Annotated in this window: 12 protein-coding genes; 7 read left to right on the top strand and 5 right to left on the bottom strand. The window is 76.1% G+C overall.

What is annotated here, in order from left to right:
• Nucleotides 1–94: 94 nt before the first annotated feature.
• Nucleotides 95–292 carry a hypothetical protein gene (locus tag VT52_RS30830; protein WP_046424812.1) on the bottom strand — a complete coding sequence of 66 codons (198 nt, stop codon included), beginning with the start codon at nucleotides 290–292 and terminating at the stop codon, nucleotides 95–97.
• 81 nt (nucleotides 293–373) lie between these two features.
• Nucleotides 374–3,463: a type 2 lanthipeptide synthetase LanM family protein gene (locus VT52_RS30825; protein WP_046424814.1), complete on the bottom strand. Its 3,090-nt coding sequence runs from the start codon at nucleotides 3,461–3,463 to the stop codon at nucleotides 374–376.
• A gap of 472 nt (nucleotides 3,464–3,935) precedes the next feature.
• On the opposite strand from VT52_RS30825, the gene VT52_RS30820 reads away from it, so the two are divergent.
• Together VT52_RS30820 and VT52_RS30815 are read left to right on the top strand one after the other, a co-directional pair.
• Entirely contained in the window at nucleotides 3,936–4,538 is a 603-nt protein-coding gene (locus tag VT52_RS30820) for a response regulator transcription factor (protein ID WP_046424816.1), read from the top strand.
• Nucleotides 4,535–5,149 (top strand): response regulator transcription factor, encoded by a 615-nt coding sequence (locus VT52_RS30815; RefSeq protein ID WP_053055613.1) that lies wholly within the window; start codon nucleotides 4,535–4,537, stop codon nucleotides 5,147–5,149. Before VT52_RS30820 ends, VT52_RS30815 begins: the two co-directional genes overlap by 4 nt.
• 28 nt (nucleotides 5,150–5,177) lie before the next feature.
• Here VT52_RS30815 and VT52_RS30810 read toward each other — a convergent pair whose 3' ends face one another.
• The 3 genes from VT52_RS30810 to VT52_RS30800 all read right to left on the bottom strand — a co-directional run bounded on the left by VT52_RS30810 (nucleotide 5,178) and on the right by VT52_RS30800 (nucleotide 7,192).
• On the bottom strand, nucleotides 5,178–5,918 hold the full coding sequence (locus VT52_RS30810) for a Type 1 glutamine amidotransferase-like domain-containing protein (protein WP_046424819.1): 741 nt from the start codon (nucleotides 5,916–5,918) through the stop codon (nucleotides 5,178–5,180).
• Nucleotides 5,919–6,066: 148 nt separating this feature from the next.
• Nucleotides 6,067–6,948 (bottom strand): 4'-phosphopantetheinyl transferase family protein, encoded by an 882-nt coding sequence (locus tag VT52_RS30805; RefSeq protein WP_240509946.1) that lies wholly within the window; start codon nucleotides 6,946–6,948, stop codon nucleotides 6,067–6,069.
• On the bottom strand, nucleotides 6,941–7,192 hold the full coding sequence (locus tag VT52_RS30800; protein WP_046426123.1) for an MbtH family protein: 252 nt from the start codon (nucleotides 7,190–7,192) through the stop codon (nucleotides 6,941–6,943). Before VT52_RS30800 ends, VT52_RS30805 begins: the two co-directional genes overlap by 8 nt.
• A gap of 243 nt (nucleotides 7,193–7,435) precedes the next feature.
• Between VT52_RS30800 and VT52_RS30795 the strand changes: the two genes are divergently transcribed.
• The 5 genes from VT52_RS30795 to VT52_RS30775 all read left to right on the top strand — a co-directional run bounded on the left by VT52_RS30795 (nucleotide 7,436) and on the right by VT52_RS30775 (nucleotide 14,988).
• Nucleotides 7,436–9,760 (top strand): lantibiotic dehydratase, encoded by a 2,325-nt coding sequence (locus VT52_RS30795; RefSeq protein WP_046426121.1) that lies wholly within the window; start codon nucleotides 7,436–7,438, stop codon nucleotides 9,758–9,760.
• Entirely contained in the window at nucleotides 9,760–11,250 is a 1,491-nt protein-coding gene (locus VT52_RS30790; RefSeq protein WP_046426119.1) for an amino acid adenylation domain-containing protein, read from the top strand. Before VT52_RS30795 ends, VT52_RS30790 begins: the two co-directional genes overlap by 1 nt.
• Nucleotides 11,247–12,359, top strand: a complete 1,113-nt coding sequence (locus tag VT52_RS30785; protein ID WP_079175383.1) for a threonine ammonia-lyase — start codon at nucleotides 11,247–11,249, stop codon at nucleotides 12,357–12,359. The genes VT52_RS30790 and VT52_RS30785 overlap by 4 nt, the downstream gene beginning before the upstream one ends.
• Nucleotides 12,356–12,616 carry an acyl carrier protein gene (locus tag VT52_RS30780; RefSeq protein ID WP_046426118.1) on the top strand — a complete coding sequence of 87 codons (261 nt, stop codon included), beginning with the start codon at nucleotides 12,356–12,358 and terminating at the stop codon, nucleotides 12,614–12,616. Before VT52_RS30785 ends, VT52_RS30780 begins: the two co-directional genes overlap by 4 nt.
• Nucleotides 12,617–12,705: 89 nt before the next feature.
• Nucleotides 12,706–14,988 (top strand): lantibiotic dehydratase, encoded by a 2,283-nt coding sequence (locus VT52_RS30775; protein WP_046426116.1) that lies wholly within the window; start codon nucleotides 12,706–12,708, stop codon nucleotides 14,986–14,988.
• The last annotated feature ends 43 nt before the right edge of the window (nucleotides 14,989–15,031 follow it).

Below are 15,031 nucleotides of genomic sequence, written 5' to 3'. Positions count from 1 at the left end.
CCCCGCCCGGACCGTATCGCTCCGCTTGGACACACGGCGGCGCGGACCCGCAGGACGGGTCCGCGCCATCACGCCTGTGGCAGCCGGCGGTCGCCTACCGGGGAGCGGAGACCGAGGTGTCGATGGTGCTCAGCGTGATGACAAGGCCGCTGGTGAGGACCATTCCGGCCAGCACCCGGGCACGGGCGCAGGCGCGGTTGCGGCCCTTGAGGGTGATGCCACCGGCCGCGTCCTGCTCGTCCGCGGCGTTCTCGTCGACGTCGGCGGCGGTGGCGGTGAGGTTCTTGTCCATGAGGTGATCCCCTTCAGGTGGTCCCGCGCGGGTGGGCGCGGGGGCGGAGGCGGAGACGGGCGACGAGGTCGGTCGGTTGCCCTACCGGCCGGGGTGTCCCAGGAGCAGGACGGAGGGCACGGAGTCGGGGTGGGCCAGACGGAGCAGTCCGTAGCCGATGCCGGACAGACCGGTCAGCAGCCCGGGGGAGGGAACGTGGTCGGGGGTGGCGCAGCGGTGGCCCTGCGCCTCGACGAACGCGAGCGCCTGGCCGGTGCGCAGGGTCAGGGCCTCGGCGGCCGGGGTGTCGCCCCGCTCGGCCAGGACCGAGAGGGCTTCCAGCGTGCCGAGGGCACCCTGGCCGAGGCTGAGGTCGGGCCCGACCCCGGCGTCCCGCAGCCGGGCCGAGAACCCGGCCGCGCAGGAGGGGAGTTCGGTGAGGGACGAGGCGGCGGCCGCCACTCCGGCGAGCCCGCGCGCCCACGACGGATCGGTGTCCGCGTCCCGAGCCCGCAGGGCCGCGCCGTCGAGCAGGGCCCGGCCGGCGCTCGCGTGCGCCGCGGACCGCTCCGGCCGGGCGGCCGCGTACCGCAGCAGTGACCAGCCGATCCCCGCGGCGCCGTCCGCGAAACCGGCGTCCGTCACCGGCCCCGCCTGGCACAGCCGGTCCGCCAGGGCGTCGGCCAGCTCCAGCGCGCCCGGGGTCCCGGCCGCCTCGTGCACGGCGACGGCGGCGGCCAGCGCCCCGGCCGTACCCCCGGCCAGCCCCGGGTCCGTGCACCCGGCCGCCGCGTGGGCGAGCGCGGTGAGCGCGTCCGGCAGACACCGGGTCGACTCGCCGCCCAGCAGCGCCGACAGCCGGACCAGCGCGTAGCAGACACCGCCGAGACCGTCGTAGGCGCCGGGGCCCGCCGCCGCGCCCAGTTCGGGGTCGGCGGCCAGGGCCGTCAGCAGGGCGGGCAGCGGCCGTACCGCCTCCCGGGCCAGCGCGGTGTACCGGTCGGCGCCGGTCAGCGCGCCGGTGTGGGCGAGGAAGAGCGCGACCCCGCAGTAGCCCTGCGCGAGCCCGGCGCCCATCGGCAGCACCGCCCAGTGCGGGCCCGAGACCCGCTCCAGACCGAGCCAGTTGGCGCGGCCGCCGTCGCGTACCGCACGCGCGGCGATGTCGTCGGCGATCCCGCACACCGCGGCCAGCAGCCGGGAGGCGTCGGGCACGACGGCCGGCACGGTCGCCACGGCCAGCGCCGACCGCGGCCGGTCCGCCGGGTCGCAGGCGCCCCGGGCGGCCAGGGTCGCCGAGACGATCCACTCCTGGTCGCGGCAGTCGATCTCGTCCATCCGCGCGATCTTCTTGCGCACCGCGGTCAGGCTCGCCTCCGGCAGCACATCGGCCAGCCAGGTCCCGTCGGCCGTCCGGACCCCCGTTCCGGACGGCCGATGGGTGAACAGGGGGACGTCGCCGCGCCACAGGTCGGCCGTCTCGTGCTCGATGAGCCGCGAGCGCGCCCGGTCGTGCTCGGACTCGGTCCACAGCACGGCGAACACCCCGTCCCGGGCGAGCGCGTCACCGAGCAGCGCCGGATGCGTGGACTCCTCCAGCAGGGTCGCGTACAGCCGGGTGGCACGGGCGATCAGCCGTGCCGGGCTGTCCGCGCCCGCCGTCAGCGGGCCGTCCTCGCCGATCAGTTCGCCGCCGTGCGCCGCGATGGCCGCGTACGCCGTGCGGAATCCGTCGAGCAGGGCAGCCCGGTGGTCCGCGCCGTCCAGCGGGCGGCCGTCGGGCAGCGGCTGGTTCTGCGCGGCCGGGCTGAGCAGCGGCCCCCGCACGGCGCGCATGGTGTCGCGGCCGCTGTCCGCCCAGTGCAGCCCCTCGCTGGGGAAGGTGCCGTCGGTGGAGCGGCCGAGCGCCGAGATGTCCAGCGCGCCGTGCTCGCCGATCAGCAGATGAGGCAGCAGGCAGGTGCGGTGCACGGAGGTGTGCAGGGCGTCCGCGGCCGGGTCGGCACCGGCCGTCATGGCCTGCCCGAGCCCGGTGTGCAGCAGTGTCTCGGCGTCCACCAGGACCGGCTGGCCGCCGCAGGCGATGACGTTCTCGTAGTGCATGTCGGCGCCGTCCACCGCGTAGAGCAGCGCCAGCAGCACACCCTGGCGGCGGTAGAAGGCGTCGGTCTCGGTCACCGAGCGGCACCAGCGGTGGGACACGAACTCCAGCCAGCCGTAGCCCTCCCGGCGCACGGTGCGCGCGGTGCGCAGCGCGAGATCGGGCACCTTGGTGTCCATCCAGGCCGCCAGTTCGTCCAGCAGGGCGTGCTGGCCGAGCGGCCGCGGCTTGTACACCACACGGGCGCCGTCGGCGAAGCGCAGGACGGCCACCGACCGGTTGCCCTGGTGGGCGTCGCCCAGCCCGAGTTCGACGCGGGTGAGCGCCCCCGGCTCGCGTCCGTCGAGGAGAGCGGCGACCAGCTCGTCCCGGTCCGCCCGGAAGCGGACGACCAGTTCGGCCGCCGCGTCCAGGGCGTCCAGCGCGGTCTGGCCGAGCATCCGGGCCAGCACCGGGTAGGCGGCGAACAGCTCGCCGAGCCCCCGCCGGGTGCCCGCGCCGGCGACGAAGGACGCGAACCGCTCCCGCGAGGTCGCCCCCGCGAGCCGCCCGGCGCGCCGTGCCCCGGCGAGCTCCCGTACGAGGGTACGAGCGGCCAGCCGCGCCAGCTGCGAGGTCAGCCAGGTGCCGAACTCGCGCTGCCACACCGTCCGTTCGGTTGCGGCGAAGCCCGGCAGCAGGGTGGACAGACGCGCGGCGGCCGGGGCGACGAGGGGCTGTACGACGTGGGCGAAGACCTCGGCGCCCGTACCGTCCGTGGCCGGCTCCCCGCCGTGCTCGGGGGCGGCGTCCAGGGCCGTCTCCACGTACCGCGCCCAGCGGGGCTCCGCGGCGCGGGCGGCGAGCCGCTCCGCGGGCTCCGCGGCGAGGGCCGCCGCCGTTGCGCCGTCCACCCCGAGGTGTGCCAGCCGCAGCGCGAATCCCTCGGCGTCACCGGCGGCCCAGGGGGCGCGGACGGGGGCGTCGGGGTCGGCGGGCGCGGCCGGCCGGCCGGGGGCGGCGAGGCGCTCCGCGAGGGAAAGCGCCGGGGCCCACCAGGCGAGCGGCAGGCCGGCGCTCCGGGGAGTCGGGAGGCTGGCGGTCTCAGTCACGTCAACGAAGGTCCCAGACGGGGGCCGACCCCCACATGGGGAAGTGACCCCCATATTCTTCCCGGCCCCTCCCCGCCCCTGGGTGGGGCCACCCCGAAGGATGGGGAAACCGCAGGTCGGAGCCGTACTACCCATAACCCCCACGACCGTCACCCACACGTCCCCGGCGGCACCCCCCCACGCCCCCGCGGCCGCCACCCGTACGCTCCACCCCCATATGGGCCCCCACGCCGCCCGGCGGGCGCCCCACATGGGCGGCGGCCCCCGGGCCCGGTGCCGCACCCGCCCTCACGGGAGCCGCGCACCCCCGCGCCGGAGCCGGCCCCCACCGCCCGCCGGCGGGCCCGCACCACAAAGGTGGGGACCGACTACCGATGCCCGCCCCCGGACGGCGGCGGCAGGGTGGGCGTCGTACCCCACAGGCCGCCCGCGGTGCTCACCACCGGGCGAACGACCTTGCAAGGAGCAGAAGATGGGAGTTCCCGTACCCGTCGGTGTGGTCGCACTCGACCAGGTCCTGGAGGCCGGCACCCGCAGTACCCTGCTCGCCTGCCCGGAACTCACCGTGTGCGAGCCCGGGAACGCCCGGGTCGCCGTGCTCACCGTGGACCGGCTCGGCCCGGCCGAACTCGACATGGTGCGCACCACCCGCGCCCAGCCGAAGCGTCCCGCGGTCGTCCTGGTGGCCGGCTCGCTCGCCTCGGGAGACGCCCTGCACGCCCTCGCCGCCGGCGCCCGGGGCCTGCTGCTGCGCCGCGACGCGGACGCGTCCCGCCTCGCCCACGCGGTGCTCGCCGCCGCCCAGGACGACTGCACCGTCCCCACCGACCTGCTCGAACAGGTTCTCGACCAGCCCGAGGGCGCCGAGCGGGGCTGGGCCGGCGGATCGCTCTCCGACCGCGAACGCTCGGTGCTGCGCCTGGTCGCCGACGGGCACGAGACGGCCGAGATCGCCCAGCGCCTCGCCTACTCGCCCCGCACCGTGACCACCGTCGTGCACGACATCACCCAGCGCTTCCGACTGCGCAACCGCGCCCACGCGGTCGCCTACGCACTGAGAGCGGGCCTGCTGTGACCGCCACGCTGACCGCCGCACCCGGCGGAGTGACCACGACCCTGCCCCTGCGCGTCCAGCCGTCACGGCACGCGGACCGGGTGCGCGAACTCGCCCGCCGGGCCGGCCTCGACTGCGCGATCGGCCACGGGCAGCCCGGGACCGTCACCGTCGTCGTCACCGACGACGCCGAACGGGCCCTGCGCGTGACCAGGTTGCCCGGCCCGCTGCTGCTGGTGTGCGACACGGTGGGCCGCGCCGGGCTGCTGCAGGCCCTGCGCGCCGGAGCCGTCGTGCTGCGCAGGGCGGACCTCACCGAGGAGAGCCTCAGGGCGGCCGTCCGCCGCGCCGGGGCGCCGCACCCGAGCATCCCCTACCCGGAGCTGTCCCACCTGCTGACCACCGGCCCCGGCGCGGCCGCCGCGCACGAGGACCGGCCGCCCTCGCTGACGAGCCGTCAGATGTCCGTGCTGCGGCTCATGGCGGAGGGCCACGGCAACGCGGGCATCGCGCGGCTGCTGCACTGCTCCGAGCACACCGTGAAGAACGTCGTCTACGAGATCATGGCCAGGCTCGGCGCCCGCAACCGGGCCCACGCGGTGGCGCGCGCGGTGCGCCACGGACTGATCTGAGATGCGGCGGCCGGCGACCCGGGGGCCGTCACGTCCCGGAGGCCGGCAGCAGCCGGGGAGTGATGCGCTCCTCCACGGCCCGGCCGTCCTCGCGGCGCACCACGTACGCGCCCTTGTCCGGCAACTCCGCGACCGCCTCGACCAGTTCGGTGCCCCGGTAGACCAGGCCCACCCCGTCGTCGGTGCAGTGCGCCGTGGGCAGGGTGCCGTCGGCGACCAGCCGGTGGATCAGCGGGCGCCGGCCCGGGTCGGAGTCGTAGTGCACCCCGTTTCCGTACGGCAGCAGCCCCAACGCATCGGTCACCGGTTGGAGTTCGGGCCCGTAGGAGTCCGTCGCACCGCCCTCGAACCAGCAGATGGAACCCGCGCTCACCCCGGCGAGCACCACCCCCGCCCGCCAGGCCCGCCGCATCACCGCGTCCAGCCCGTGCACCCGCCACACGGCGAGCAGGTTCGCCACCGAGCCGCCCATCACCCAGACCACGTCGTGGTCGAGGACCGTCCCCTCGACGTCCTCGACGTTCGGCATGGGGAACAGATGCAGCGGCGTCAGGTCGAAGCCCGCCACCCGGGCCGCCTCCGACATCCGCGCCGTGACGTGCTCGGCGTCCCCGATCGCGGTGCCGACGTACAGGATGCGCGGTCGCCTGCCGTGCGCACCGGAGAGATCCACCGCGTGCCGGACCAGGGCGTCGAAGAGCACCCGGGTGCGTGCGGCGGCGCGATGTCCTCCGGAGGTGGCGACGATGGTGGGTTCCGGGGCGGTCACGCGGTGATCGTAGCGCGGGGAACGTGGTTCGGACGTGGGGGAGTCGTGAAGGCGCGCCCCCGAAGACGGGCGGGGGACGACGCGGCGGGGACCGGTCGTCGGACCGGTCCCCGCCGTCTTCGCGTGCGCTCGTCCTCCCGCCGCGCCCTCACTCCCGTCGCAGCGCCACGGCCGCCGCGTACCCCGCCGGGACCAGGACGTCCCGCAGGTTCCAGTCGGGCGACGGCGACATGGGCCGCGGCCCGGTGCCGACCTGGTCCAGGGCCGGATCGCGCACCAGTCCCGTCCCCAGCCCCTTGAGGTAGGCCTCCTTGCGCACCCATGTCCGGGTGAAGGCCGCCTGCCGCTCGTGTGCCGGGAGCCGGGCCAGTTCCGCCACCTCCGCCGGGTGCAGCGCGCACTGCGCGCTGCGCACCGCCTCCACGGTGGCCACGCCCTCCACGTCGACCCCGACCGGTGCGCCGGCGAGCGCCACCAGCACCAGGTCCCCGCTGTGCGACAGGGAGAAGTGCACCCCCGGGGCGCGCAGCGCCGGCCGCCCGTGCGGGCCCCCGCATCCCGCGCACGGCTCCCGTATCAGCGGCAGCTCGTCCGCCGGGACGCCCAGCAGGGGACCGAGCAGGGCGCGCAGCGTGGCGTGCGCGATCACGTACGCGTCCCGGTCCCGGGGCCGCCGGAACGCACGGGCCCGCGCCCGCTCCCGCGCGTCCAGCAACTCCTGGGCGCGCAGCAGCGACCGGTCGTCCTGGCTGCCCACCTCGGTCAGGTACAGCTCCAGCGGACCGCGCAGCGGCCGGGGGCCCACGGGGTACGCCGGGTACCGCGGGCCGGGCAGGTCCAGGAGGGCGGGGCACAGGGGGCCGGGGGGCGCGGCCGAGCGGGGCGAGCCGCCCGGTGCCGCGGGCATCCGGGGCGTGGTCAGTACGCCGCCCGCCGCCGTCGGCGGGTCGCCCGCCCCCGCCGCGAACCGGGCCGTCGGCGGTGCGTTGGCCGGCCTGGCCGGCACCTGGGCCGGCCGGACCTCAGACATCGGCCCCGGCGAGCCGGCGGCGCAGGCTCAGCGGACGCATGTCCGTCCAGACCGCGTCGATGTGGTCCAGGCACTCCTGCCGGCTGCCCTCGCGGCCCTCCCGGTGCCAGCCGGCCGGCAGCTCGCGGTCCGCCCGCCAGATCGAGTACTGCTCCTCGTCGTTGCGCACCACGAGGTACACGTCCTCGCCGCCGGGGCGCGCCTCGTCGCCGCCGGCGCCGTTCGCGGAGTTGGGTTGCGTCACGGTGAACCTCCCGCAGGTGATGGGCCGGCCGCGGATCAGGGTCCGGCGACGCAAGAGTGCCCGGCCCCCGCACCGCCGGGTCAGGGACGAACGCGCCGAAGCGGTGGCACCCGTTGCTGCCGGATCTTCCCTGGTGACCCATGGCCCCGACGCGGGACCGTGCTGTTCGGTCGCGGGCCGCCCGGCACCCCGGAAACCCCGGGCCACGCGATTCCCGCGCACCCCATTCGGAAGGAGCACGCGATGTCGGACGAGCACGCACCTGTCCTGCTGCCGGGCGGAGGCTGGCGGCTGTGGGAGCAGTTCGCGCTCCGCGGCCCCGGCTTCCCCGCCGACGGCGTGCTGCGCCTCGCCCCGCCCGGACTCGCCGAGGCCGCCGACAAGTTCGGCCCCGAGAGCGCACTGTCCGGACCGGAGTGGGCGGCCTTCAGGGAGGACCTCGCGGTGGCCGCCGTGGACACCGCGCGCCACCTCCAGGAGATCGCCGCCCAGCCCCGCTTCCAGGCCGCGCTCGCCTGGCAGAACCCCGCCGTCCTGCGCACCGGGATCGCCCCGTTCCTGCGCTGGACCCCGACGGCGGACAGCCGCAGCAGCATGCCGCGTCAGCGCGAGGAGCTGGTCGCGCACTACTGGCAGCGGTTCTGCGTGAAGAACGACACCATCGGCTTCTTCGGCCCGGTCGGCTGGGGCCACTGGGACCTCACCGACCGGGGCGGCGTCACCACGATCCCCGGCGACGGCTTCCTCGCCGCCCGGGAGGTGTACTTCTCCGGCTGGGCGATCGACGCCCTGGCGAAGGTCCTGGCCGCGGACGGCGCGCTGATGCGCTGGATCCCGCCGCGCCGGGTGTCGTTCGTAGGCTGCGCGGACGGCACGGTCCGGGTGCCCGGCCGCCCCGCCCGGCCGGCCGACGCCCGTGAACGTGCCGTACTGGAACGCTGCGACGGCACCCGGCACCTGCCCGCCATCGCGGCCGAACTCGATCTGCCCGAGGACGAAGTCACGCGGATCGTCCGGGACCTGATCTCCCGCCGCTGGGTGCAGTGGCGGCTTGAGGTGCCCGCCGCCACCCACCCCGACCGCGCCCTGCGCGACATCCTGGAGCGCGTCCCCGAACAGGGCCCGCGCGACGCGGCGCTGGAGCGCCTCGCCGTGCTGGAGCGCGGCCGGGACGCGGTCCGTGCCGCCGGCACCGACGCCACCGCGCTGACCGCCGCGATCACCGCGCTGGAGGCCGACTTCGCGACGCTGACCGACAGCGAGGCCCAGCGCGCCAAGGGCGAACGCACCGCGCCCTGCCGGGGGCTGGTGTACTCCGACGCCCGGCGCGCCGCCACCGCCACCACCGGTGCGGCGCTGCTGGACCACCTCGAACCGCTCCAGCTGTGCCTGACCGCCGCCCGCTGGATGACCAACCGGTTCGCCGAGGCCGTCCGCGCCCGACTGCACACCGTGCACCAGCGGCTGAGCGCCGGCGGCGCGCGGGTCGACCTGGGCACCCTGTGGCTGCACACCCTGCCCTCCCCGCACCCGGACGCGGGCGACCTCATCGACGCGATCCAGGCCGAACTCCGCGCCAAGTGGGCCCGCGTCCTCGAACTGCCCGAGGGCGCGCGCCGGGTCCGGGTGACCACCGCCGAGCTGGCCGAACGGGTCCGCCGCGAGTTCGACGAGCCCGGCGACGGCTGGTCGCTCGCCCGCTACATCAGCCCCGACGTGCTGGTGGTGGCCGCCGACGAGGCCGCCCTCGCCCGCGGCGACGTGGACCTCGTCCTCGGCGAGATGCACTGCGCGCTCAACACCATGGGCGCCTCCCTGTTCGTGCACCAGCACCCCGACCGCGACGAGCTGCTCGCCGAGACCACCCGCGACTTCCCCGGCCCTCGCCTGCTGCCCATGCTGCCCAAGGAGCTGCCCCTGAAGTGGTCCACCCGCAGCCGACCCTCCCTGGACCGGCCCCGGGACCACTACGTCGCCCTGGTCGACCAGACCGGCGACCCGCACCGCCCGCGCACCGTGCTCAGCGCCGACGTCCCGGTCGAGGACCGGGCCGGCCGGCTCACCGCGGTGCTGCCCGACGGCACCGCGTACGACGTGCTCGACGCCTACGCCAACACCCTCACCCAGCGCGTCATGGACCGCTTCACCCTGCGCCCCGAGGGCGAGCACACCCCGCGCATCACGCTCGGCCGGATGACCGTGGCCCGCGAGACCTGGCAACTTCCGGTCTCCGAGGTCGACTTCGCCGACGAGAAGGCGGAGGCCGCCCGCTTCGTGAAGGCCCGGCACTGGCAGCGCCGGCATGAGCTGCCCCGGTTCGTGTTCGTGGTCTCACCGACCGAACCCCGGCCGTTCTACGTCGACTTCGACAGTCCCGTGTACGTCACCATCCTGGCCAAGGCGGCCCGCAGGCTGGCCCGCAAGGACCCCGGCGCCCGGCTCAAGGTGAGCGAGATGCTGCCCACCCCCGAGCAGGCCTGGCTCACCGACGACGAGGGCAGCCGCTACACCTCCGAACTCCGTTTCGTGGCCGTCGACATGACCGTGACCGACGCGGGGGAGCAGTGATGCGCACGGTCGCCGACGACATCGCCGCCCACGCCCTGCGAGACCCCGGCCGCACCGCGCTCAGCACCCCGGCCGGCGAGGTGTCGTACGCGCGGCTGGCCGCCCGGATCGAGGAGATCGCCCGCCTGCTGCGCGACCGCGGCGTCCGGCCCGAGACCGTCTGCGCCGTGGCCGTGGAGCACGGCACCGACGCGGTCGCCGCCATGGCCGCCGTGCTGCGCTGCGGTGCCGCCTTCCTCACCCTGGACGTGAGCCAGCCCCGCGACCGGCTGACGGCCTTCGTCCGCGGCGCCGGCGCCCGGCTGCTGCTCACCCACTCCAGGCTCGCCCCGGCACTCGAACCGGGCACACCCACCGTCCTGCTGGACCGGGAGCAGGCCACGGGCGGCCCGCTCCCGGACACGGGTGCCGACCCCCAGGCACTCGCCTACGTCAGCCACACCTCGGGCAGCACCGGCGAACCCAGTGCCGTGCTCGTGGAACACGCCGGCCTCGACGCCTATCTCCGGGACACCGCGGAGGCGTTCGGCCTCGGCCCGGACACCGTGGCCCTCCAGACCGCGCCGCTCGGCTACGACGCCTCCATCCGGGACACCTTCGTACCGCTGCTCGCGGGCGCCCGGCTGGTGATCGTGGACCGCGCCAGGCTGCTGCGCCCCGCGGAGTTCGCCGCCACCGTCCGCGAGCACGGGGTGACCGCGCTGCTCAGCGTCACCCCGTCCTTCCTCACCCACCTGGGCGGACAGACCGACCTGGCCGAACCCCTCGCGGGCGTCGCACTGGTCGCCTCCAGCGGCGAGTCCCTGCGGCCCTTCCTCGCCGCGGGCGGCCGGCGCCTCGTACCCGGGCGGCTCGTCAACCAGTACGGCCCCACCGAGTGCACCATGACCACCACCCGGCACAGCGTGCCCGCCGCCCCCGACCACACCACCGACCTCGTCGGCGCCCCGCGCGAGGGCACCGTCGTGCGCATCCTGGACGCGTCCCTCGCCCCGGTCCCCGAGGGCACCGTCGGCGAGGTCTACATCGGCGGCACCGGCGTGACCCGCGGCTACGGCGGCCGGCCCGCCCGCACCGCCGCCGCGTTCGTCCCCGACCCCCTCGGCCCGCCCGGCAGCCGCCTCTACCGCACCGGCGACCTCGGCCGCTGGGGCGCCGGCGGCCTGCACTACACCGGCCGCACCGACCGCCAGCTCAAGATCCGCGGCTACCGCGTCGACCCCGCCGAGATCGAGGGCGCCCTGCTCTCCCACCCGGGCGTCACCGGCGCGGTGGTCACCCCGCACACCGACGACCTGGGCCGCGTCCACCTGCTCGCCCATGTCACCGGGGCCCTGTCGGACACCACGGACGCCGCCCTGCGCCGCCACCTCGCCCGCACCCTGCCCCCGCACCTGATGCCGCGCCGCTTCGTACGCCTGCGGACGCTGCCGACGACGCGCGGGGGCAAGGCCGACCGCCGGCTGCTGGCGGCCGGGAGGCCGGTATGAGCACGGCCGGGCCGGGGGCCCCCGCGAGCGCGCCCCTCCGCGGAGCCGGCGGGAGCACGGCGGCCCTCGTGGCCGGTACGGACATCATCGCGGCCGGAGCCGGAGCCGGAGCCGGAGCCGGAGCCGGAGCGGGGACGCTGGGCAGGGCCGACCTGCTGGCCGCCGCCTCCCGGATCGCGCCGTACGTCGTCCGCACCCCCCTGCTGCGCGGCCCGGTGACCGCGGCGCACGGGACGGAGCTGCTGCTGAAGGCCGAACACCTCCAGCTCGGCGGCTCGTTCAAGATGCGCGGAGCCGCCAACGCCGTCCTCGCGCTGGGCGCCGCCCGGGTCGTCACCGGCTCCTCGGGCAACCACGGCATCGCCCTCGCCCGGATCGCCCGGACGCTCGGCATCCGGCTGACCGTCGTCCTCGCGGCCGGCGCGCTGCCCTCGAAGGCGGCCGCCATCCGCGCGCTCGGCGCCGACACCGTCCAGGTGGGCGGGGGAGTGGCGGAACGGGAGGAGCGGGCCCGCGCGCTCGCCGCCGAGCGGGGCGCCGTCCTCGTACCGTCCTCCGACCACCCCCTCGTCGTCGCCGGACAGGGCACCGTCGGCCTCGAACTCCTGGCCGCGGCCCCCGACACGGAGACGGTCTACGTCCCCACCGGCGGCGGCGGACTCCTCGCGGGCCTGTGCCTCGCCGCCGCGGACCACCCGGTCCGGGTGGTCGGCGTCGAACCCGCCCTCACCCCGCGCTACGCCCGCTCCCTGGCCGCCGGCCACCCGGTGCGCCTCCCGCCCTGCGCCACCGTCGCGGACGGACTGCGCGGACAGAGCCCGGGAGCCGTGCCCTACCCGGTCATCCGGGACCGCGTCGACGAGCTGATCGCCGTCGGCGACGCGGAGATCCTCGCCGCCACCGCCCTGCTGCACCGCCTCGGTGTCGACGCCGAACCCAGCGGAGCCGTCGCGCTGGCCGGCGCCCTGCGCGCCGGGCGCCGCGAACGCGCCGTGGCCATCGTCTCGGGCGGCAACACGCCGGCCCGGCTGCACACCCCGCACCACGGCCGCACCAGCGCCACCACCCACACCCTCATCCGTACGGAAACGAAGGAGCCCACGCCATGACCCCGAACGCCACCGCCGCCACCCCCGTCGTCACCGCCGACCTGCTGGTCGACATCTTCCGGGACGTGCTGCGCCTGCCCGACCTCACCGCCGAGACCGACTTCTACGAGGCCGGCGGCGACTCGCTCACCGCGTTCCAGATCACCGGCCGCCTCCAGGAGGTCCTCGGCGCCGACGTCCCGGTCTCCCTGGTCTTCGCCTACCCGACCCCGCTGGAGCTGGCCGAGGTCGTCGAGGCCGACTACGGCACCGCCTGACCTGTTCCCCCTCGCGTCGCGCTCCTTCCGGCGCCTCCCGTCCCCGTCGTCGCTCCCGTCCGTCCGCGCTCGCCAAGGAGAGCCGTGCCATGACCGAAGATCTCGTGCCGTCCCTCGGCCGTTGGCGGCTGTGGGAGCAGTTCGCCCTGCGCGGGGCGGGCTTCCCCGCCGACGGCGTGCTGCGCCTCGCCCCGCCCGGACTGGCCGCGGCGGCCGACAAGTTCGGGGCCGGCGAGCCGCTCGACGGCCCGGAGTGGACCGGCTTCGCCGGCCTCTTCACCAAGGCCGCGGTGGCGACCGCGCACACCTTGCAGGACATCGCCCGTTCGCCGGCCTTCCGGGAGGCGGTGGCCTGGCAGAACCGGCCGGTGCTCGCCTCCGGGATCGCCCCGTTCCTGCGCTGGACCCCGACGGCGGACAGCCGCAGCAGCATGCCGCGTCAGCGCGAGGAGCTGGTCGCGCACTACTGGCAGCGGTTCTGCGTGAAGAACGACACCATCGGCTTCTTCGGCCCGGTCGGCTGGGGCCGCTGGGACTCCGGCGCCCGGACGGTCGGCGTGGACCCCGGAACCGGACTGATCGCCGAATCCACCGTGTACTGGGCGAGTTGGGGGATCGACGCCCTCGCCAGGGCGCTGGACGCCGACCCCGCGCTGCGCGAGTGGATTGCCCCCCGACGCGTGCCCTTCCTCGTGCTGGACGGCGACCGTGTCCGCGTCCCCGGCCGGCGCCCGACGACCGTGCCCACCGAGACGGCGGCCGTCCTCGCCCGCTGCGACGGCACCCGCCCGGCCCGGTCCATCGCCGCCGAACTCCCGGACACCGACGTCCCCGCCGTGCTGGCAGACCTGGTCGCCCGCCGCTGGGTGGTCTGGCGCCTGGAGATCCCCGCCGACGCCCACCCCGACCGTGTCCTGCGCGCCTGGCTGGAGACCGTCGGCGCGCCCGGACCCCGGCTGCGCGGCCTGCGGGCGCTGGACCGGCTGGAGCGCGGCCGCGCCGATGTGGCGGCGGCCACCGACGTGGACACCCTCGTCCAGGCCCTGTCCGCCCTCGAACAGGACTTCACCGACCTGACCGCCACGGCCGCCGTACGGGAGAAGTCCGCGTCGACCGCGCCCTGTCGCTCGCTGGTCTACTCCGACACCCGGCGCGCCGCCACCGCCCGCCTCGGCCCCGGGATGCTCGAAGCGCTGCGTCCGCTGGAGCTGCTGATGGACAGCGCGGCCTGGCTCACCTCCGGGCTCGCCGCCACCGTCCGGGAGGAGACACGCGCCGTCCACGACCGCCTGGCCGCCGAGGGCCCGGTCGACCTCGCCTCCTTCTGGTTCGCCTGCCTCCCGGTGCTGCACGGCGCCGCCCGTGCCAAGTCAGCCGAACTGCAGCGGGAGTTCGCCGCCCGCTGGGGGCAGATCCTGGCGGTGCCGGAGGGCGCCCGGCGAGTGACCGTGCCGACGGCCGGCATCGAGACGGCGGTACGGGAGCGGTTCGCGTCCGGCGGCGACGGCTGGACGACGGCCCGCTACCTGAGCCCCGACGTGCTGATCGCCGCCGAGAGCACGGAGGCGATCGAGCGCGGTGACTTCACCTTGGTCCTGGGCGAACTCCACATGGCGTCCAACACGTTGGGCGCCTCGCTGTTCACCTGTCAGCACCCGGACATCGCCGAACTCCTCGACCTGACCGACCGCGACCATCCGGACCCGCGCCTGATGCCCCTGATCCCCAAGGAGCACCGCGCCCGCCTGTCCGCCCGCGTCCGGCACACCCTCGTGCGGCCCCAGGACCGTCAAGTGGCCCTCGCCGACTTCACGGCGGACCCCGCGCGGACGGTCCGCAGCGCCGACGCGACCGTGCGGAACCGGGACGGCGACCTCGTGGTCAGCCTCCCGGACGGCTCCGTCTTCCCCGTGCTGGACGTCTTCTCCCACGTCCTGACCACCCTGTCGATGGACCTCTTCCAGATCCTGCCCCAGGCCGGCCACAGCCCCCGCGTCACCCTGGACCGGCTGGTGGTGGCCCGTGAGACCTGGCGCCTGCCGGCCGCGCACGCCTCGTTCGCCGACGAGAAGGACGAGGCCCGCCGCTTCGTGGGCGCCCGTCGCTGGCAGGCCGAACTGGGCCTGCCCCGCTATGTCTTCGTCGTCTCCCCGACCGAATCCCGGCCCTTCTACGTCGACTTCGACAGTCCCGTCTACACCACCATCCTCGCCAAGGCCCTGCGCCGACTCGCCCGCAAGGACCCCTCCGCCACCGTCACCCTCACCGAGATGCTCCCGACTCCCGAACAGAGCTGGCTCACCGACGACCAGGGCCGCGGCTACACGTCCGAACTCCGCTTCGTGGCCTTCGACACCGCGCCGGCGCGATGAACCGCCGCGGATACGGGACGGTCCCGCGCGTACCGGGAAAACC

This window comes from Streptomyces malaysiense (genome assembly GCF_000980885.2).
GTDB classification, from domain to species: Bacteria; Actinomycetota; Actinomycetes; order Streptomycetales; family Streptomycetaceae; genus Streptomyces; species Streptomyces malaysiense.
This window is presented reverse-complemented; position numbering and strand designations above follow the sequence as displayed.

Excerpts from the sequence above, each read along its gene's own strand:
- VT52_RS30830 (WP_046424812.1), bottom strand. The coding sequence starts at position 292 with ATGGACAAGAACCTCACCGCCACCGCCGCCGACGTCGACGAGAACGCC.
- VT52_RS30820 (WP_046424816.1), top strand. The coding sequence starts at position 3,936 with ATGGGAGTTCCCGTACCCGTCGGTGTGGTCGCACTCGACCAGGTCCTG.
- VT52_RS30805 (WP_240509946.1), bottom strand. The coding sequence starts at position 6,948 with ATGTCTGAGGTCCGGCCGGCCCAGGTGCCGGCCAGGCCGGCCAACGCA.
- VT52_RS30795 (WP_046426121.1), top strand. The coding sequence starts at position 7,436 with ATGTCGGACGAGCACGCACCTGTCCTGCTGCCGGGCGGAGGCTGGCGG.
- VT52_RS30790 (WP_046426119.1), top strand. The coding sequence starts at position 9,760 with ATGCGCACGGTCGCCGACGACATCGCCGCCCACGCCCTGCGAGACCCC.
- VT52_RS30785 (WP_079175383.1), top strand. The coding sequence starts at position 11,247 with ATGAGCACGGCCGGGCCGGGGGCCCCCGCGAGCGCGCCCCTCCGCGGA.
- VT52_RS30780 (WP_046426118.1), top strand. The coding sequence starts at position 12,356 with ATGACCCCGAACGCCACCGCCGCCACCCCCGTCGTCACCGCCGACCTG.
- VT52_RS30775 (WP_046426116.1), top strand. The coding sequence starts at position 12,706 with ATGACCGAAGATCTCGTGCCGTCCCTCGGCCGTTGGCGGCTGTGGGAG.